We start from the raw sequence: 19,484 nt of genomic DNA, 5'->3' as shown, positions 1-19,484 counted from the left end.
GTGACCCGATGACCACGCGCTATATAAGTTTTACCCTCAACGGCAGAGCCGTCACCGCCTCGGTGCAGCCGCATGAAAACCTGATCGACATGCTGACCACCGCCTTCGGCCTCCGCGGCGCACGCGAAAGCTGCGGCCAAGGGCTGTGCGGCTGCTGCACGGTCCATGTCGATGGTCAGGCGGTCTCGGGCTGCCTCTTCCTCGCCGACATGGCCGAGGGCACGCGCATCGACACGATAGAGAGGCTGGGTGGAGCCGACGGCACGCTCGACCCCGTCCAACAGGCCTTCATCGACGCAGGCGCGTTTCAATGCGGCTTCTGCACGCCCGGTTTTGTCATGATGGTGAAAACGCTCCTGGCAGACGACCCCGACCCCTCCGACGACACCATCCGCCATTACCTCAGCGGCAACCTCTGCCGCTGCTCCGCCTATCCCGAGATCGTCGCCGCCACGAAACTGGCCGCCCGCCGCATCGCCGCAGAGGGCCGCCCCTGAATGCACGCATCAGGCAGGCGGAAACAACCCCGCGTAATGCCGCGCCACCTCCCCTGGCGTCGTGATCCACACCTCCTCTCGCACTGCCGCGATATGCGCCAGCGCCCGCCGCAACGCCCGCAGCCGATAGGGCTGCCCGATCACAAAGGGATGCAGCACCACCGTGCAGACCAGCGGATATTTCGCCGACTGAAGCAGCATCTCGTCAAACTGGTCGATCATCATCCGCTCAAAATCCGCGCTCCCCTCCTGCCGGAACACCATCACCGGCGAATCGTTCACCTCAATCGAATAGGGCACGGACAGGATCGGCCCGGCGCGCGTGCGCATCCAGAACGGCTGATCGTCCGCCGGCCAATCGAGCACATAGCCATAGCCCGCCTCGCGCAGCAGGTCGAGCGTCACCGCACTCTGCGCCAGGTAGGGCCCGAGCCAACCCTCGGGTGCGCGCCCCGCATGGCGCGTGATCGCCTCGGTCGCCTCGGCGATGAGCCGCCGCTCCTCGGCCTCGGGCAGCACGTCCTGCCGCTCGCCATTGGTGCGCCCGTGGCCCACGAACTCGTCTCCGCGCGCGAGGATGCGCGCCGCGATCTGCGGGCAGGTGTCGAACAGCAGCGAGTTGAAATTGTGCGAGGCGGGCATCGCCATCTCGTCCAGCAGGTCGAACAGGTACCAGATGCCCACCCGGTTGCCGTAATCGCGCCAGGCATAGTTGCGCGTGGTCTGCCCCGCCCCCGGCATCGCGCTGTCGCTGCCGAGGCCCGACAGAAAGCTGAACACCTCGATATTGTTGCAGATGCAAAAGGCCAGCCGCCTGCCTCCCGGCCAGGTGAAATCGGGCCGGTCGCAGATCGGGACATAGGGGTAGCGGTCATGATGTTCGAGGGTTAATAAATCCATGCTAAGCTTTCCGGTTGCGCTCCCGTCGTCGCGGAAACAGGCCGTCCCGCTCACGCGGTCAGGCCCGAGGAAACCAAACCCTCGTCCCCTTTTCAACGCATTTCAAGGGAGCGTTTGGCAGGGTATACGCGCGGGCGCAACGGTAGGCACCACCGCGCGCCAGTAAAACAATGGCATTGCACCCTGAGGGTTCAGTTCCGTTGACAGAATGGTGGGAAATCAGACCGATTTCATCGGTGGAACGGACTGGTTAGGTGTTCAATCCCACGGTTTGATGGTGTGATCCTTTCGCAGGAATGGAAGGAAGCACTATGGGACAAGTTCGTCACGGCAGCGCCACGACCACGCACGCCGTCAGAGCTGCAATACAGCGATCGCNAATTGGCCTGTCCACCAACCGAGCGGCCGAAGCAGCCCGAAAGCCGCTGGAAACAAGCTGCCTGATGCCCGGCATGGCCCTCACATCGGCGCGTCGGCGCAGCAGAAGGCGTTGTTCAGACTTTCCCATAGTGCTTCCTTCCATTCCTGCGAAAGGATCACACCATCAAACCGTGGGATTGAACACCTAGGTCGTGTTGACAAACGGGATTCATATGGCGGTGCAGGCATGTGAATCCCGTTTTTCAACGTGATCTAGGCTTGAAGCCGCGCTTTCGACGCACAATCGAGATCGCCAGAAGAGCCACGGACAGAAGGGCGAGGCCAATAGCGATCGGTCTATCTATCAAATCCTCGGGTCCACGAACGACCGACTGTGCGACAACCAGATTTTCTTCGAAGAGCAAGCCGAGGATCAGACCCAGGACAAGCGGCAGGATCGGTATCCTGAGTGCCGCGAGACAAAAGGAAAGCAGCGTCGCGCCCAGCATCACCCATACGTCGAACATGGTGTTGTTGATGGCATAAGCACCGAGTACGGAGAAGGCGGCCACGAATGTCGCTACGACCGCGTTCGGAATCTTCAGCAATACGGCGAAGAAGCGGGCGGCAAAAAGGCCGATCATCAGGATCGTCAAGTAAACGATAATGAAACCGACAAAGAACGCGTAAACCGATTGCGGATGCTCGACGAAAAGCAGTGGACCAGGTTTGAGGCCATGCAGGGTCAGGGCGCCGACAAAGACGGCCGCCGCCCCGCTGCCCGGAATTCCAAGCGCTAGTAACGGGATCAGCGAACCGCCGACATTGGCCGCCATCGAGGATTCCGCCACAACGAGACCCGTCTTCGACCCCTTGCCGAAGCGATCGGCTTCGCGGCTGAACCGCCGCTCGAGGGCGTGAGTCGTTAGGGGAGTGGTTTCCGGCCCGATTGCCGGCAGGATGCCCAGAAACAGGCCAATGCCCGTGCCACGACCTAGCGTTCCGGCGCGGGCCCAGAGTGCCTTCACCAGCGCGCCACCAGTGCCGCCGCGACCGAAGACGATGTCGGTCTTCTGATGCTGCGTCAATGCGGCCCAGCCGATCAGGATCGCCTGGGACATGCAGAAAAAGCCGATCAGGATCGCGACGATGCCGACGCCGCCGGTTAGCTCGTAGAACCCGAAGGTAAAGCGTGACGACCCAGTGACGGGGTTCGTTCCGACCGTTGCAATTAGAAGCCCGAGCAACGCGGCAAGCGCGTTGCCCAGAAGCGGGGTGGACAGCATCACGCACACGATGACAAGGCTGAAGACGATCAGCGCCAAGTACTCAGGAGGACCGAAACTCAGTGCCACGGATGCCAGCAACGGTGTCAACCAGAGCAGGACAAAGCCGGAGATGAGGCCGCCCACACCCACGCTTGCCGCCGACAGACCAAGTGCAAGCGGGGCATCGCCTTCTTTGGCCATGGCATGACCTTCCCATGCCGTGACGACAGATGCGGGCGTGCCTGGGATGTTGAGCAGGATCGCGGTGATACTTCCGCCGTAGATCGCACCGGCATATACGCCGCCCAGCATGATCATGCCATGAGCGGTTTCCATCAGGAAGGTGACTGGCACCAGCAACGCGATGCCGAGTGTCGCCGTTAACCCCGGGATCGCGCCGAAGACGATCCCTAGAAGGACGCCGACGACAGCCGCCAAAAGCGCCAGCGGCTCGAGCCCCACGATAACGCCTTCGATCATGATCAGCTTCCCTGTGCCATGCGATAGAAAAGTCCGCCGATGGCGTCCTCCAACGGTCCGCGCGGCATCGGCACGTAAAGGACGCGCTCAATCAGTGCAAATATTGCAACCACGACGACGCTGACGACCGGCACCGTGAGGTAGAGACGATGAATGCCTAGCGCGGTCAGACTGGCACAGACGCCAAGCGTCATCGCGACGATGAAGCCGGTGAACGGCATGATCCAGATCGCGATCAGCCACACGGCGCCGAACGCCACGAGTTTCAGGTGGTTCGCGCGGCCTCCGGGGAGCTTGGGTAGCCAGGCTCGGTCGGTTTCTTGGCGAAACTGACCGACGACGTGGACCGGAAGGATGACGATCGCGGCGGCAAGTAAAAACCCGGGGTAGCTTGTGATGCGCGCATCGCCCATGGCCACACCCGCTGCAAAAAAAGCGATGCAACCGGCAACGACGACCAGGCTTAATGATCTAGCACCGAGCATGATGGGGCCTCCGGGTATGCGTGAGACAGGGCAGCGTATCCTTTTGAGACGACGCCCTGCCTCCTCCGTTCGTTTGGAGTTATTCGGTCGGACCGCTGAGGAACTGAGACAGCGCGTCGTAGCTAGCAGCATAGTTCTTTGCCGTCACGTTTCGATCCGTCGGCGACAGAGTCATGCCGACCTCTTCGAACGCGGCTTTGGCTTCGTCCGAACTGAGGACGCTATAGATCGACGAGGCGAGATAGGCTTTGATGTCCTCGGGCGTTTCGGGGTTCACCGTCACGAAACGGCTGGCGCCCCAAGTGCGAGCCGGAATGTCGATGCCGAGTTCGCTCATGGCTGGCGTGTCGGGCAGAAAGGGCAGCCGTTCGGTATCGGAGACCATCACAGCCTTCAGATCGCCATTCTTTATGTACTGCTCGACTTCGGCATAAAAGCCGTTGGTGATCTCGATGTCACCGCGGAGGAGGGCGGTCACGCCCGGTTGGCCACCCTGAAAGGGAACATGCTCGAATTCGACGTCCTTCGCATCTTCCACGATCTCGGTTACGAACTGAAAGACGTTGCCGGCCATCACGCCGACCCGCAACTCTCCGGGCGCGTCGGTTGCCGTCTTGATGATGCCGTCGAAATCCATCGAGGCCAGTTCGGAATCGGAGCGGACGACCCAAACGACCGGGTCGAAGTTGATGCCCGCGATTGGCTCAAAACTAGTCTGATCGAACGCGCCCTCGCGGACGAGGAAGTCGGAGAAGAGGAACGGATTGGCGACCACACCCACCGCGTACCCATCGGGCCGGGCTTCGTTCGCCAGATAGCTGTGGCCGACGATGCCGCCGCCACCGGTCCGGTTTTCGACGCGGAACTCGTGACTGAGCTGTTGTTCTGCGACGCCGGCCATGGTGCGGGCGGCGACGTCCATGCCACCACCTGCCGGATAAGCGACGACGAAGCTGATGGGACGGGTCGGATAGTTGTCGGGTTTTTCCTGTGCCTTGGCGAGCGGCGCGGTGACTGCTGCGGCCACCCATAGGCCCGCTGCCAAAGATTTTATACTGAACATGACTTTCTCCTCCTTGTGAAGTCTCAGGCGACTGATTGTCTCTCAGAGTGCGTTGCCGACGGCATGACCTTCGTGAATGGCGCCGATCTGGTTTCGCGGCGACATGCAGTCTCCGATGAGAGAAACCTCGATGCCGGCATTGCGAAGGGGCGCCGCGAGCGTGTCGTCGGCGCGACGGAGCGTCGAATAGACGAACAGGTCAACGCCCTCCGCGCTGCTCTGTACACCGGTGTAGGGATTGATCCACACTAAGCTTCTGGCTTCGAAACGTTCGACCGTGGCCGCGTGGATGATTTCTATGCCGGCCGCGTAAAGCCGACGATGTACGCCGATGGCGCTGCAGTAGTTCACGGTTCTCGCCAGGTACGTGCGCGGCGTCAGAAGCATGATGCGGCTGGCTGTCTTGGCGAGCTCGTCGACGAGCGCGTAGGTGGCCGCGCTGTGGTCGTGATCGTAGACCGCCACGACGCCCTCGCGGCCCGCAGGACCCGTGCCTTCGGAAAGCATTGCCATGGCGTGCTGCCCCGAGATTGCCGCGCCGCTGTCTTCGACACCTTCCGGCCTTCGCTGTTTCGCTCCGGTCGCCAACACGACGTGATCCGGTTCCAGCGCCTGTACATCCACGGCGCTGACGCGGGTCGATAGACGTAGGTCGACGCCGTGACGCTCCAGAAGCATGCGATAATGGTCGAGCAAGAGACTGAACTCGCGCCTGTCAGGCAGGCCGGCCTCGTCCCGGAAATGGCCGCCAATCGCGCTCCCGGCGCTCAGCAGGGTCACACTGTGACCACGCGCGGCGGCAACCCAGGCAGCTTCAAGTCCGCTGGGCCCGCTTCCCACCACGACGACTTTTAGTGGCTTTGCGGCGGGCTCGGGTGTCCAGTCGGCGTCGCCCTTCAGTCCTAGGCGTGGGTTCTGCGGCTCTTCCAGCGGTTTGCCGACATGAATTTCACCCCAGGACTGATTGTCAAACACCGAGGGGCGGATTTCACTAGAACGTCCCGACCCTGCCTTGGCCATAAAGGCGGCATCGGCGATCAGGGCCCGCGACATACCTACAAAGTCAGCGTATCCCTCGGCCAGGATGCGTTCGGCGAGTTCGGGAGTGTTGATGCGCCCGACCGCCATGACCGGCACCCCCTTGGCGTAGGGTCTGATCTGCTTGTGAAGGTCGATAAAATGACCTGGCCTGAAGTAGACGTCGGGTACATGCTGCTCGAGGCTGAGACTGAAATTGCCCTGATTGTAGGCGAAGTAGTCAAAATTCCCCGTCTCGGCGAGATGGCTCGTGATGTGAGAGGCCTCTTCCACATCGATGCCACCGACCACTCCCTCGTCGCCCGGCAGCTTGATGCCCAAGATGAAGTTCTTTCCGCAGCGTTTGCGAATGCCCTCCGCGATGTCCAGGACGAATTTCGCGCGACGCTCAGTCGAGCCACCATAGCGGTCGTTCCGCGTATTTGACCAGGGGGACAGGACCTGGGTAATCAAGTAGCCATGCGCCCCGTGAAGCTCGACGCCGTCGAATCCGCATTGATGAAGGCGCTCGGCCACCTTGACGTAGGCCTCCACGACACGTTCGAGCTCAGGCTCGGTCATCACGTGGGGAACGGTCCAGCTATAGGCGTCAGGCTGATCGGAGACGCCTTTGGGTGACGCCCCTGGAAGCCAGAGCTGTTGACGGCCGGGGTGCCAGAGTTGCCCGAGTAATCGTGCTCCGGCCTCTTGCGTTTCACGTGCGGCCCGCTGAAAGCCTTCGATATTGTCGTCATCGTAGCCTGTGACGGTCGAGCCCTGCGCACGCGCGTCGGGGTCGACGGCAATCACCTCAGTGATGACCATGCCAGTGCCACCGCGCGCGCGTTCGACCAAGAAGTCGATCCATCGCTCTGTGATGCGGTTCGCGCGTGCATAGTTGGTCACGGTGGCGACGAGTACCGCACGGTTCGATAGCGTCTTCTCCCCGACCAAGATGGAAGAGAATAGGTTCGAAAAGGCCGTGGCGTCACCAGATGACATAAGGCTCCTCCCTCAGCGCCTGCAATTGTTGTCCGGATAACTTTTCGGAGATGTCCGGCGCTGTCAAGTCCGCCCGCTGGAAAAATTTCTCGCCACGCCACGCGCGTCACGTCCGGGCATGGCTATCAGAAGTTTTAAGTTCGGAATAAAAATACTTATTATCATATTATTACAAGAATTTTTGGTCATTTTGAGCCATGGCGCGACGGCTTGACTTGCGAGATCTGGTCGCCCGTTTGGGTCGCTTCCTGAACCCGATGTGTTGACAAATCTGATTCATCCATAGAAATTTATCCGGACAACTTGAGAGTCTGAGCCCTAGGGAGGACGAGAGAGTGGAACGCGAGGAACAGGAGCGATCGCGCGTGATCGTGGCGAGCTATGGTCGATACCTCGAGGATTTCGAAGTCGGCGACATCTACGAACACCGACCCGGTCGCACGGTGACTGAAGTCGACAATATCCAGTTCAGCCTTGTGACGATGAACTCCCATCCGCTGCATTGCGATCATGCCTTCGCCGAGAAGTCAGAATTCGGCCGACCGCTAGTCAACAGCGGCCTCACCCTCGCAATCGTGCTTGGCATGACGGTTAACGACGTCAGCGCGAAAGCGATCGCCAACCTCGGATGGAAAGAGATCCGTCTCATCAACCCGGTCTTTCCCGGCGACACGATCTACGCCCGCAGCGAAGTCCTCGACGTACGCGAGTCGCGCAAGCGCCCCACGCAGGGGATCGTGACAACCCTGACCGAAGGCTACAAGGCCGATGGAACGGTCTTCATGTCTTTCGAACGGTCTAGCCTCGTGCCGAGACGCGGCCATGGCGTCGGCGATTAGCGAAACATAAGACGCGATCGCCTTTCCCTTCACCTGGTGCGTTCAGCAAGGCTCAGCCCGAACGGTGACGCCCCGATGACAATCTGGAGATGTTAACAATGAACGACACCACAGCCGCCGGCGACACGGAATTGGATGAGCAGGAACGGCTCATTCTCGATTCCGTCGACAGGTTCCTGCAGCGCGACGTAAAACCCTATGTGCATGCGCTGGAGAAGGACGACATCTATCCCGAGGAGATCGTCGAGCGGATGAAGGAGCTGGGCCTCTTCGGCGTGATAATCCCGGAGGAGTATGGCGGTCTCGGCCTTTCGGCCAGCCTCTATACGAAGGTGATCGAACGCATCGCGGCGGTTTGGATGTCGGTCAGCGGCATCATCAACAGCCACCTCATCATGGCGCATATCGTCGCCCGTCGCGGCACCGAGGAGCAGAAGCAGCACTTTCTTTCCCGCTTTGCCACCGGCGAGTTGCGGGGCGGCTTGGCGCTGACGGAACCCGATTGCGGCACCGACTTGCAGGCGATCCGGACCCAAGCCGTGCGCCATGGCGACCACTATGTGGTAAACGGCACCAAAACTTGGATTTCGAACGGCATTTACGGCCAGTGCTTCGCCCTGCTCGTGAAGACAGACCCGAAGGCCGATCCCCGTCACAAGGGGATGAGCATGTTCATCGCCGAGAAAGGCGACGGGTTTCAGGCCAGCAAGCGGCTAGAAAAGTTGGGTTACAAGGGCATCGACAGTGCAGAGCTAGTCTTCAACAACTATCGCGTTCCTGCCTTCAACCTGATTGCCGGCGAGGGCCAGGGTATGCAGTGCGCGGGGGCGGGGCTCGAACTCGGTCGCGTCAATGTCGCGGCGCGCGGGGTTGGCGTGGCGCGGGCGGCGCTCGAAGAGGCGCTCGAATATGCGCAGGTTCGAAAGACCTTTGGCAAACCGATCTGCGAGCATCAGGCGATTCAGCTCAAGTTGGCCGACATGGCGACGCGGGTCGAGGCGGCTCGCCTGCTGACCGAGAAGGCCGCGCGCAAGGTCGACCGCGGCGAGCGATCCGATCTGGAGGCCGGAATGGCGAAACTCTTCGCCACCGAGGCGGCGATGGAAAACTCTCAGGAAGCGCTGCGTATCCATGGCGGATATGGGTATAGCAAGGAATTCAATGTCGAACGGCTCTATCGCGATGCCCCGCTTCTGGTGATCGGCGAAGGCACGAACGAGATCCAGCGCGTTATCATCGCCAAGCGTCTGGTCAAAATGGCCGCAGCCGGAGACAGCCTAGGATGACCGAATCGAATGAGGCTGCAACCATGACGGAGAAAGCACTGCCGCTCGCCGGAACGCGCATCATCGCCGTCGAACAATACGGTGCCGGGCCATTTGGCAGCATGCTGCTTGCCGATCTCGGCGCGGAAGTCATCAAGGTGGAGAATCCGGCCGACGGGGGCGACGTCGGGCGGGTGATCGGACCGCACTTCTTTTCGGACGGTGACAGCCACTTTTTCCAGGCTTTCAATCGGAACAAGCAGTCGATCACGATCAACCTGAAGGATGCAGAAGGCAAGAAGCTCTTCCACCGGCTGGTCGCTAGCGCCGACGCCGTCATGGACAACATGCGCGGCGACCAGCCCGAGCGGCTTGGCGTCGACTACGCATCGCTCAAGGACGTGAACCCGAAGATCGTATGTGCGCACCTGTCAGCCTACGGTCGGACCGGGCCGCGCAAGTCGTGGCCCGGTTACGACTACCTGATGCAGGCAGAGGCAGGTTATCTAGCCGTGACCGGCGAACCGGGGGGCCCGCCGGCCCGGTTCGGTCTGTCGATCGTCGACATGATGACCGGATTGATGTCGGCATTTGCGCTGTCCTCCGCGCTCAACGGCGCACGGCGCACCGGGATCGGGTGCGACATTGACACCAGCCTCTTTGACACCGCGCTGCACAACCTCAACTATCTGGCTGTCTGGTATCTGAACGCGGGCCACAACCAGTCCCGCGATCCGCGATCAGCGCATCCCTCGCTGACGCCAAGCCAGCTCTACCGCACGGCCGACGGATGGATATTCATCATGTGCAACAAGGAGAAGTTCTGGCGCCCACTGGTCAGCAAGATCGGCAAGCCCGAATGGGGGGACGACCCCCGCTTCTGCGATTTCGAAGCGCGCCTCGAAAATCGCGCGCTTCTGACAGACCTGTTCGACGAGGTCTTTCTGACAAAGACGACGGCCCAATGGCTGGAGCTGCTGAGCGGAGAGGTCCCGGTCGCGCCCGTCAACGACATCGAGTCAGCGCTGGAAAATCCTTACGTTCGCCAGAGCGACTTGATTGGTTCCTTCGAGCGCGAAAACGGAGAGGCGCCGTTCGAAATGCTGGCCTCGCCGCTCAAGGTCGACGGCCGGCCTCTGCCCCGAAAAGCTGCGCCCAGCCTAGGTGCGCACACCGATCTATTGCTCGAAGAGCTCGGCTATGATGAGAAAGAGGTGGTATCATTGCGTAGCCGTGGGATAATATGACGCTATGAAGAAGAAGCTTCGCGCGACGGTGCCGGACATGCCGCTCTATCGCGCGATCTATGCCCAACTTGCTAAGGAAATCGCCGAGGGAGCCTATCCCGTCGGTCAGAAGCTACCATCGGAACAGGAACTGTGTCAGCGCTTCTCGGCCAGCCGCTACACGATCCGCGACGCGCTGCGCCAGCTTCAGGATGAAGGCATCATTCGCCGCCGGCGCGGCTCCGGCTCGATCGTCGCCTCCCGTCTCGCGCCGAAGCGCTTTGTCAGTTCCGTTCATTCGGTAGACAGCCTCATGCAGTATGTCGCCGAGACTCGTCTCGAGATCCTTACTACGGAGAAGATCGTGGTGGATCATGAGTTCGCTCGTATGCTCGGCTGCCCGGACGACAGCGTCTGGCTGCGCATCTCTGCACTGAGACGCTCCGGCGACGAGGCGCTGCCCTTCGCCTACACGGAAATCTACATCGCCGAGTCCTATGGCGGCGTTGCCGCCGATGTCGGGGCGTATTCCGTTCCAGTCTACCGGAGCATAGAGGAGGCGTATGGCCTCAGCATTGCGCGGGTCGATCAGACGATCGAAGCGGCGACGGCCGACCGCAATCTCGCCTTGCGACTGACGACCGACCTTGCGTCACCCATCCTGCGGATCACGCGTCGCTATACCTCCAGCGATGGCGAATTGGTGGAAGTCGCAATCAACTGTCACCCGGCCAACCGTTTCCAGTACAACACGCTGTTCGAGCAGCGCGGCCTGGCCACGGAGCGCTGAGGGGCGGGCAGGAATCTTCCAGGTGGTCCTCCTGGGCGTGGATCGCCTTCAGCATTTTGCTGACGTCGCGAACCTTGCCCGAGGGTACCAGGCTGAAAACATTACGGTAGAAATGCACCCGGGGGCTGTTGAAGAATGGCATTTTTGGTGCGCTCAGGGAGCTCACGCCGTCAATGTTGGCCTCATCGTTTGAGCAACATGCGCGATTGCATCACGCGGGGCCGAGCTCGTCGGTGGGGCCATTTGCCCGCACAACAGCGGCAATATGCCTGCCAAGGCGCTCCAGAAGGCGGCCGCGAGCCGCTTGAGGTTGACCGCGGCCGCCGTGAGGAATGCCTGGATACGCATGTTCTGGAGCCCGCGCCGAACAGCGCGGGCGAGGCCATGCCAGCTCTTGGCCTCGCCGTGATAGCCCTCGGACCGCCAGCGGTGACGCTGGTAGAGGCGGTCGTCTTCGGTGCTCCAGCGTTCGCGCCGGCGCCGGGCGCGCAGCAGGGCCGGATAATCATTGCCCAGCACGACGGCCTTGTTCTTGCGGCCTTTCGACAGGCAGAGATGGGCGAGATCGCAGCCGCGGCAGTCGCGCGCACGGGACGTGAAGAAGCGCCCGTGCTTGACGGCCCGTCCGGCCTTGAGTTTCTTGCCGCGCGGGCACTTGAGGATGTCATTCAGGGCATCGTAACGGAACCGGCGCATCGGCACCGGGCTGCGGATCGGTTCCGCCTTGGCCGGGATAACCGCCGTGATCTGGCGCTCCTCGAGCCCGGCATAGATCCTGGCATAGGCGTATCCGGCATCTGCCGTGACCGTCTTGATGGCTGTGCCAGCCAGGTCTGCTACGGCGTCCAACCGATCGAGGAACGGCGCGCCCTCATTCACTTCGCCGGTTGTGACCTCGACATCGAGCACGACGCCGGCTTGATCGTCGATGGTGCCGTGCTGCTTGTAGCTCGGCTCCAGGCGACGGTTGCGGCCATTGGTGGCCATGCTGGCATCGGGATCGGTCGGGCAGACCTTCTTGAACTTGCCGGTCTTCTTCGCGTTACGGGCCTGCCGCGTCTTATCTTCATCTGGAGCTGGATCGCCGTTCGCAACTGCAACTGCATCGACATGGCTGACCACGAGGCTGTCCCAGGAGACGTCCGCCCGGATCAGCGAGGCATCGACGTGGACGACCTCGCCCTTGGCGATCCCCGCGGCGATGCAAGCCTGCACCGTCCGCTCAAAGATGCGCCGGAACCGTTCGGCACCCCAGCGTTGGCGAATGCGCGTCAGCGAGGAATGATCCGGGAGACGCTCACGAAGACCGAAGCCCGCGAACCAACGGATCGCCAGGTTGACCTGTGCCTCGCGCATCAGGCGGCGGTCGTGGACGATGCCGAGCAAGAAGCCTGCGAGCATCAGGCGTAGGGCTGCCTCGGGGGCGATGGCCGGACGACCAACACCGGATGCATAGAGATCGGCGACATCGTCATGCAGCCATGACAGGTCGAGAACCCGATCGATCCGGGCCAGCACGTGATCGTCGGGAACGAGGTCCCGTAATGAGCCGCAAAGGAAAAACTCCAATTGTTCGCAAGACCGCCGCTCCAGCATTCCTGACCTCAGATCGATCCTTCCATAATCGAAGTGAATCAGAGGCCCTGGCCTTTTTCAACAGCCCCACGACACAGCGCTGCCACTGAGCGTTCGGCAGGAACTCCGCTGCGCTTTCCACCAGCCCCCGGCAGGCGTCTGACACGATCAGCTGCACACCGGACAACCCACGATCCACCAGGTGACGCAGGAAGGCCGACCAGCCGGACTTGTCCTCCTTGGGGCCTTCCACGATGCCGGAGATTTCCCTGTAGCCATCTGTGGTGACGCCGATGGCCACCAGCAGCGACACGTTGCGCACCTCGCCCGCCCACGACCGCTTCATCACGATCCCGTCGAGAAAGATATACGGATGATCACCCTCGATCTTGCGGTGCCGCCAGTCGTCGATCTTGGCATAGATCTTCTTGTTGAGGTTCGACACCGTGCCGGGGCTGACTCGCGTGCCCAAGAGCGCCTCGGTGATGTCCTCGACCCGACGCACTGAAACGCCGGCCAGATACATCTCGATCAGCGCCTCCTCGACGCTTCTTTCCCGGCGCTGGTACCGCTCGATGATCGCCGTCTCGAAGGTCTGACGCCGGAGCTTTGGAACCTTCAGCTTCACCGATCCGGCCTTCGTCTCCAGCGAACGCTCGTAACTGCCCGCCCGCGTGTCCTTGCGGCCCTCGTTGCGCTCATACCGGCCAGCCCCGCATAACCCGGTCCGCTTCAGCATCCAGCATTGCGTTTGTCCGCCGTCCGAACTGAACTGCGTGCCGCAAAATTCTAGCCGCACGCGAGGGTCGAAATCCACCCGATCTGCCCGCTGCGAGCCCACACATTCTGGATGATCCATGAAACGTACCCTTCACAGCAATCAGGGGGTATCCACCGCATCAGTTCAGTCGGCGAGTGTTGCGAGGTTACGACGCATCCGCACTCTAATCAATGTTGCAGGATTTGCTTCAAGAACTTTTGTGTTCTTTCATTCTGTGGGTGGTTGAAAAATGAGACGGGATCACCCTCTTCGACGATCCGGCCCTGATCCATGAACACGATCCGGTCGGCGACCTTTCGGGCAAAGCCCATCTCGTGGGTCACGCAGATCATGGTCATGCCTTCCCGTGCCAGTTCCGCCATCGTGTCGAGCACTTCGCCGATCATTTCCGGATCGAGCGCAGAGGTGGGTTCGTCGAACAGCATGATGCGAGGCTGCATGCACAGGGCGCGCGCGATCGCCACGCGCTGCTGCTGCCCTCCTGACAGCTGGCTGGGGTATTTGTCGGCCTGATCAGGTATCTGCACCTTTTCCAGATAATGCTGCGCCAGCCGCTTGGCCTCGGCGCGCGACGTTCTCCGGACCGACATCGGCGCGAGCAAGCAATTCTCCATCACGGTCAGATGCGGGAACAGGTTGAATTGCTGAAAACACATGCCGACCTCCGACCGGATCTGGTCGATGTTCTTGACATCTTCGGTCAGCGGGATGCCATCGACGATGATATCGCCCTCCTGGTGCTCCTCTAGCCGGTTAATGCACCGGATCAACGTGGATTTTCCCGACCCCGAAGGACCACATATGACGATCTTCTCGCCGGACCGAACGCTCAGGTTGATATCGGTCAAAACCTGAAAGGTGCCATACCATTTGTTCATTCCCCGGATATCGACCATGGTCTTATCCTCGGCGCGGGCGGGTTCGACGGCGATGTCCTGACCTGTTTCCATTGAGTTCGGCATCCTTTTCATGGGCCTAGCGTATGGCGATGGGGATTCTGATGTGCTCCACCTCGATCCGAGACTGCAAAATAGCCGTCAGTTTCAGAAAGACGATTGATATACCCCAGTAGATCAAGGCAATCGTCGTAAAGGTTTCGACAGGGGTAAATGTGCGCCCGTTGATCTCATGAGCGGCGTAGGTCAACTCGGCGACGGTGATCATCGACAATAACGAGGATTCCTTGATCATCGTCAGGGCAATATTGGTGGCAGGCGGAAATACATAGCTGTAAAGCTGCGGAAAAATGACCCGCCGCATGTAAAACCCGTATTTCAAGCCCAGTGCCTTGGCCGCGTCGAACTGCCCTTGGGAAACAGCCTCCACCCCACCGCGAAAAACCTCGGCGAAATAGGCGCCGCCATAGATCGACAGGCATATGAATCCAGTGGTTAGACCCGACAACCTGACGCCGTAGAACGGAAGCGCGTAGAACACCATGAAGATCAGGATGAGCAAGGGGATATTGCGCATGATCTCGATATAAGCAATCGCGGGCCAGCGCAGCAGCCGGGCTTTCGAAATCCGGAGCAGGCACACGAACACCCCGATGCATATCCCGACCGGTATCGCGATCACCGAGATCAGAAGCGTGTTGAGAATGCCTTCAATCAGGATATCCCGATTGTTCCAGACTGCCATGAAGTCGAACGTCATTGCTCGCTCCTAAAGACGATATTTCATTGAACGACGCTGAAGGTATTCTCCGTACTGGCTGACCGAAAAGCAGATGACGAAATATATCAGCGCGGCCAGCAGCAATACTTCGACAGGACGAAAGGTTTCATTGTACAGCATCTGCGAGGCGCGGGTCAGCTCGACCACCGTGATCGTGGACAAGAGCGGCGTGATCTTGATCACCATGGTGAACTCGTTCACCAGGAGCGGGATCACGGAATTGAAAACCTGCGGCAGGATGATCTTGAACCAGATCTTGTGCCTGGGCAGCCCCAGCGCCTCGGCGGCTTCCCATTGCCCCTTCGGGATGCGGGTCAATCCGCCGCGCAGGATCTCGGCGACATAGGCACCGCTGTTGAACCCAACGGCCATCACCCCGGCCGTTAGCGGCCCGACATTGATCCCCGATAGCGGCGCAAGCGCATAGTAGAATACTAGGATCTGGACCAGCGCAGGCGTTCCGCGGATAAAGCTGCCGTAGATGCCGACAAACTTTCGAACAAGCCAGAACCGGCTGTTTCGCATCAGCAACAAGGCCGTGCCTACGGCAATCCCGAGGCCACAAGCGAGGAGCCCGACAAAAATCGTATAGAGCGCGCCCCAGAACAATGGCCCCGTTTTCGGGATGATCTCTATGAATTGCAGGTCCATGCTCGATGCTTTCGGCTGGATTGGTCAAGGCCCAGAAACCCGCCCCCTCGAAGAGAGGAGGGGCGCTTCCGGGCCGATGTGCACATTTCAGAGAGCGCCTTCGGGCAGGTAATCCTCGGGAATTTCCATCTCGAAGCCGAACCACTTCATCTGCAACTCTTTCAGGATTCCCGCTTGATCGAGCTTGGTAATCGCCTCGTTGACACGGTCCCGCAGGTCGGCACCGTCAGGATGCGCCACCCAGGCAAACACCGTCCCGTCGCCGATCATGCCGAGCTTGGCGTAGGTGTCCGGGCGCTGCTTTTGCATGGGGGCCAGCGAGAATGACGGTATCGTGCCGATGTCAATCTGGCCGCTGGCCAGCGCCAGCCGCATATCATCGGTAGACTTGAAGCCGCGAATACCGGCAAATCCCGATCCCCCATTTGCCTTCAGCTCGGCGTCCAAGGCTTCGACTTCCTTCGCCTGGGATGATCCCAGTTCCACGCCGACCAGCTTGCCATTCACATCGCCGAGGTCAGACATGCTTTCGTCGCCATGTCGTTTAACCAGCATTGTTTGGGCGACGGCCAGCGGGCGGGTAAAGGCATACTTTTTCACACGATCAGGCTTGATCGCAACCGAGGTCGCAACAAGGTCGTACTTCTTGGCCAAAACGCCGGCCAATATACCGTCCCACGGTAGCTGAAGCTGTTCCAGTTCGACCCCCATATCAGCTACAACCAAGTCGAGGATATCCTTACCGTATCCGACCACCTTACCGTCTTCGAGATACTCCATCGGCGGATAGGCAACCTCGGTCGCGACCGTGAGCTTGCCACTGGCGGTCACGCTTTCCAGGCTTCCCTGGGCAATGGCTGGCGTGCTCAGCGCCAGGGCGGTGACACAAGCGAACACTCCCCTGGCCAATGCTGTCATGCGAAAATTCGTCGGTTTCATTTCGGTCTCCATGTTGGTTGATTTTGGTATGTTCTGGATCAGGAACAGGCTCTTGCGTTCTGTGCCGTTGCGAGGACGCACAGCAGTTCGAACATGATGGATACCCCCACCCAGGCCGTTCCACCGGACGGATCGAATGGCGGAGAGACTTCGACCAGATCAGCACCGATTAGGTTGAGCCCGTCAAGCGCCCGAACCATTTGCTGGGCCTGAAAGCTTGTAAAGCCACCGATTTCCGGCGTGCCCGTTCCGGGCGCAAAGGACGGATCGATCCCGTCGATGTCAAAGCTGACATAGGTTTCCCCATCGCCCACGATCTTTCGCGCTTCTTCCATGACCGACGGCACGCCACGCTCGAACAGTTCCTCGATTTCAACGATCCTGACTCCCTGGTCCAGCGCCCAGTCAAAATCAGAAGCTTCATATTTCACTCCGCGAATGCCAATCTGGATCGTCCGCTCGGGGTCCAGGAACCCCTGCTCGATCGCGCGCCGGAACGGGGTGCCATGCGTATACTTGCTGTCCCCGAAATAGGCATCGTTCATATCGGTATGCGCATCGAAATGAATCATCCCCACGGCCCCCTCGCGGCCCAGCGCACGCAGGATCGGGTAGGAAATCAGATGATCCCCCCCCGCCGACAACGGCACAATGCCCTTGTCCGACATCTCGTTGTAGAAACCGCTGATCAGATCGAGGCTTTGCATGACGTCGATCGGGTTGACTGGCGCATCCCCCAGATCGGCGCAATTGACGAGTGCGAAAGGGTTTACTCCGCTGCGCGGATGGGTGGTTCGGATCATCGTGGACAGATCGCGCAACTGCCGCGGCCCGTGGCGCGGTCCCGGCCGATTCGAGGTACCGCCATCAAAGGGAACGCCGACAATGCCAATGTCTGTCTTGGACGCCCGAGGGCTGTCCAGTTCCAGATGGGGAAGGCGCATAAAGGTCGGCATTCCGGCAAAACGCGCAGTCTTCATACCTGGAATGGGCTGAAATTCCGTGTCTTTTGGCTTCATCAGCCTACTCCCTATTTGCTGTATGACAGGAAGGTTGACACATGATGATTGTTCAATAAACGTCAACTTATAGAAATTCAGTTCGAGATGTTCATACATAAATGCCAAGCTCGCCAATCGCAGACGTTGACATCAAACTTTTGCGCGTTTTTTGCACGATCGTGGAATGTGGCGGTTTCGCTTTGGCGCAGGCTGAGTTGAACCTGTCGCGCTCCACCATCAGCACGCATATGTCCAATTTGGAAACGCGGCTCGGATTCAAACTGTGCAGTCGCGGACGTGCCGGGTTCGCGCTGACTGCGCGTGGCCTAGCCGTATATGATGCGGCGCGAACCATGCTCTCATCAATCGATGAGTGTCATGCACAGATAGGGCAGCTCAAGGAGCGGATCGTTGGAGAGGTGGCGATCGGGGTGGTCGACAACCTTATCACCAACACCGACTGTCGTCTGCGGGATGCGATCCGCATCGCAATCGCGGCAGCAGAAGACCTGAAAATCGTGCTTCGGATCGGCCCACCCGACCATATCGAGGAGCAACTCGTGCGCGGGCAAGTCCACTTGGCGATCACGCCTCAGTTCCAAGCTCGCAAAGGCGTATCGCAAGTGCCGCTCTTCGTCGAGAAACAACGACTAATCTGCGGCAGAGGTCATCCCCTGTTCGATCTGGATGAGGATGAAATGACGCCGGAACTGATCGCAGAGCAAGGCTCCGTGCGGCGCGGATTTGTGTCACCCCTTACGCCATATTCTTCTTCTTTCAATCGCCCCGCCCTCGCTGTCTCGCATCAGATGGAGGGGATTGCGCATTTCATACTGAGCGGCAATTACGTCGGCTTCTTGCCTGAAGTTTACGCACGTTACTGGGTTGAGCGTCAGGAAATGCGCATTATTCGGGCTGATCTCTTCAGTTTTGATGTCACAATATGTGTATCACGCCATGAAGGCTTACGACACACGCTCGCCGCTGCGCATGTTTATGACACTATTCTCAGTGTACACAAAGTCTCCGAGTGACAAGGAAAGTCTGAAGTACGTTCGGATTTGACCTGATCGGGTAGTACTGAGAGGAGTCGACCGAGAGCTATGCCGGGAAATGGGTGACGGAGTTTGAAAAGGCGGCGTATCGCGGCGGGTGGTATCCCTCCGGCGGAGGCCGTCTGACGCACTTTCGGTGGCGGTGCTAAGTCCGACCTTATGGCCGACCATAAGTTCAGACCCGAGATTGAAGTCCTCTCTGCCACGGACGCGTCGCGTCGTCGTCACCGGAGCGATGCCGACAAGATCGCAGGCAGGTAACCGGCGGCATGCAGGCTCGCCAGCGTCGCGGCATCGACCTTGTCGGTCTTCACATGCGCGTGGGCGATGGCCTTCACCTGAAGTGGGTTGGCGATCACAACCCGCTTCACATATGACGTCAACACGCGCGACACGGCCATACAATTGCCGGTCGCCTCGATCACCACCTCGTCTGATTTGAGAAGTTGTTTGCCAAACCCCTCCAGGGCTGTTCGGGTCATGTTGAGATGTGGCTGCGCAAATCTGAACAGCTGGGATAAGTGGATTTTCCGCGCAACAGCAGCATGATGCTGCAAGCGAGGAGATGACCATGACAAGACGACCGCGCCGGAATCACAGCCCGGCATTCAAG

At 60.0% G+C, this 19,484-nt stretch carries 17 protein-coding genes and 2 pseudogenes; 6 read left to right on the top strand and 13 right to left on the bottom strand.

Annotated elements, in window-relative coordinates:
* Positions 1-8 precede the first annotated feature (8 nt).
* Positions 9-497 carry a (2Fe-2S)-binding protein gene (locus tag C6W92_RS14430; RefSeq protein ID WP_129434395.1) on the top strand — a complete coding sequence of 163 codons (489 nt, stop codon included), beginning with the start codon at positions 9-11 and terminating at the stop codon, positions 495-497.
* A gap of 9 nt (positions 498-506) precedes the next feature.
* Here the strand turns inward: C6W92_RS14430 and C6W92_RS14425 are convergent, their stop codons facing one another.
* From C6W92_RS14425 to C6W92_RS14400, 5 genes are all read right to left on the bottom strand, one after another.
* The gene (locus tag C6W92_RS14425; protein WP_129434394.1) at positions 507-1,397 is read right to left on the bottom strand and encodes a polysaccharide deacetylase family protein; all 891 of its coding nucleotides are present in this window, start codon (positions 1,395-1,397) and stop codon (positions 507-509) included.
* A gap of 623 nt (positions 1,398-2,020) precedes the next feature.
* On the bottom strand, positions 2,021-3,505 hold the full coding sequence (locus C6W92_RS14415; RefSeq protein ID WP_129434392.1) for a tripartite tricarboxylate transporter permease: 1,485 nt from the start codon (positions 3,503-3,505) through the stop codon (positions 2,021-2,023).
* A 2-nt stretch (positions 3,506-3,507) separates the two neighbouring features.
* Entirely contained in the window at positions 3,508-3,990 is a 483-nt protein-coding gene (locus C6W92_RS14410) for a hypothetical protein (RefSeq protein WP_129434391.1), read from the bottom strand.
* A gap of 79 nt (positions 3,991-4,069) precedes the next feature.
* Positions 4,070-5,053 (bottom strand): tripartite tricarboxylate transporter substrate binding protein, encoded by a 984-nt coding sequence (locus C6W92_RS14405; protein ID WP_129434390.1) that lies wholly within the window; start codon positions 5,051-5,053, stop codon positions 4,070-4,072.
* 42 nt (positions 5,054-5,095) lie between these two features.
* Positions 5,096-7,072: an FAD-dependent oxidoreductase gene (locus C6W92_RS14400; RefSeq protein WP_129434389.1), complete on the bottom strand. Its 1,977-nt coding sequence runs from the start codon at positions 7,070-7,072 to the stop codon at positions 5,096-5,098.
* Between the two features lie 335 nt (positions 7,073-7,407).
* On the opposite strand from C6W92_RS14400, the gene C6W92_RS14395 reads away from it, so the two are divergent.
* The 4 genes from C6W92_RS14395 to C6W92_RS14380 all read left to right on the top strand — a co-directional run bounded on the left by C6W92_RS14395 (position 7,408) and on the right by C6W92_RS14380 (position 11,192).
* Entirely contained in the window at positions 7,408-7,911 is a 504-nt protein-coding gene (locus C6W92_RS14395) for a MaoC family dehydratase (RefSeq protein WP_129434388.1), read from the top strand.
* 98 nt (positions 7,912-8,009) lie between these two features.
* Complete coding sequence (locus C6W92_RS14390) at positions 8,010-9,197, top strand: acyl-CoA dehydrogenase family protein (protein ID WP_129434387.1); 1,188 nt, start codon at positions 8,010-8,012, stop codon at positions 9,195-9,197.
* Positions 9,194-10,423, top strand: a complete 1,230-nt coding sequence (locus tag C6W92_RS14385) for a CoA transferase (RefSeq protein ID WP_129434386.1) — start codon at positions 9,194-9,196, stop codon at positions 10,421-10,423. The genes C6W92_RS14390 and C6W92_RS14385 overlap by 4 nt, the downstream gene beginning before the upstream one ends.
* 4 nt (positions 10,424-10,427) lie before the next feature.
* On the top strand, positions 10,428-11,192 hold the full coding sequence (locus tag C6W92_RS14380) for a GntR family transcriptional regulator (protein ID WP_129434385.1): 765 nt from the start codon (positions 10,428-10,430) through the stop codon (positions 11,190-11,192).
* Positions 11,193-11,480: 288 nt separating this feature from the next.
* Here C6W92_RS14380 and C6W92_RS14370 read toward each other — a convergent pair.
* The 7 genes and pseudogenes from C6W92_RS14370 to speB form a co-directional block, all read right to left on the bottom strand.
* Positions 11,481-12,761, bottom strand: a pseudogene (locus C6W92_RS14370) (IS1182 family transposase); the annotation flags it as partial.
* Positions 12,664-13,506, bottom strand: coding sequence for an IS256 family transposase (locus C6W92_RS14365; protein ID WP_241691173.1), 843 nt, complete (start codon positions 13,504-13,506; stop codon positions 12,664-12,666). The pseudogene C6W92_RS14370 and the gene C6W92_RS14365, both read right to left, overlap by 98 nt.
* A 209-nt stretch (positions 13,507-13,715) precedes the next feature.
* Positions 13,716-14,444: an amino acid ABC transporter ATP-binding protein gene (locus tag C6W92_RS14360; protein WP_129434424.1), complete on the bottom strand. Its 729-nt coding sequence runs from the start codon at positions 14,442-14,444 to the stop codon at positions 13,716-13,718.
* Positions 14,445-14,523: 79 nt separating this feature from the next.
* Positions 14,524-15,204, bottom strand: a complete 681-nt coding sequence (locus C6W92_RS14355) for an amino acid ABC transporter permease (RefSeq protein WP_129434383.1) — start codon at positions 15,202-15,204, stop codon at positions 14,524-14,526.
* A gap of 9 nt (positions 15,205-15,213) precedes the next feature.
* On the bottom strand, positions 15,214-15,876 hold the full coding sequence (locus C6W92_RS14350) for an amino acid ABC transporter permease (protein WP_129434382.1): 663 nt from the start codon (positions 15,874-15,876) through the stop codon (positions 15,214-15,216).
* A gap of 87 nt (positions 15,877-15,963) precedes the next feature.
* A complete protein-coding gene (locus tag C6W92_RS14345; protein WP_129434380.1) occupies positions 15,964-16,827 on the bottom strand; it encodes a transporter substrate-binding domain-containing protein in 864 nt (287 codons plus the stop codon).
* Positions 16,828-16,853: 26 nt separating this feature from the next.
* A complete protein-coding gene (gene speB, locus C6W92_RS14340; RefSeq protein WP_206735541.1) occupies positions 16,854-17,834 on the bottom strand; it encodes an agmatinase in 981 nt (326 codons plus the stop codon).
* Between the two features lie 101 nt (positions 17,835-17,935).
* Between speB and C6W92_RS14335 the strand changes: the two genes are divergently transcribed.
* Complete coding sequence (locus C6W92_RS14335) at positions 17,936-18,850, top strand: LysR family transcriptional regulator (RefSeq protein ID WP_129434378.1); 915 nt, start codon at positions 17,936-17,938, stop codon at positions 18,848-18,850.
* 248 nt (positions 18,851-19,098) lie between these two features.
* Here the strand turns inward: C6W92_RS14335 and C6W92_RS18195 are convergent.
* A pseudogene (locus tag C6W92_RS18195) lies at positions 19,099-19,479 on the bottom strand (transposase); the annotation flags it as partial.
* Positions 19,480-19,484 lie beyond the last annotated feature (5 nt).

This window comes from Roseovarius sp. A46, from assembly GCF_004126395.1.
GTDB lineage: Bacteria > Pseudomonadota > Alphaproteobacteria > Rhodobacterales > Rhodobacteraceae > Roseovarius > Roseovarius nitratireducens.
This window is presented reverse-complemented; position numbering and strand designations above follow the sequence as displayed.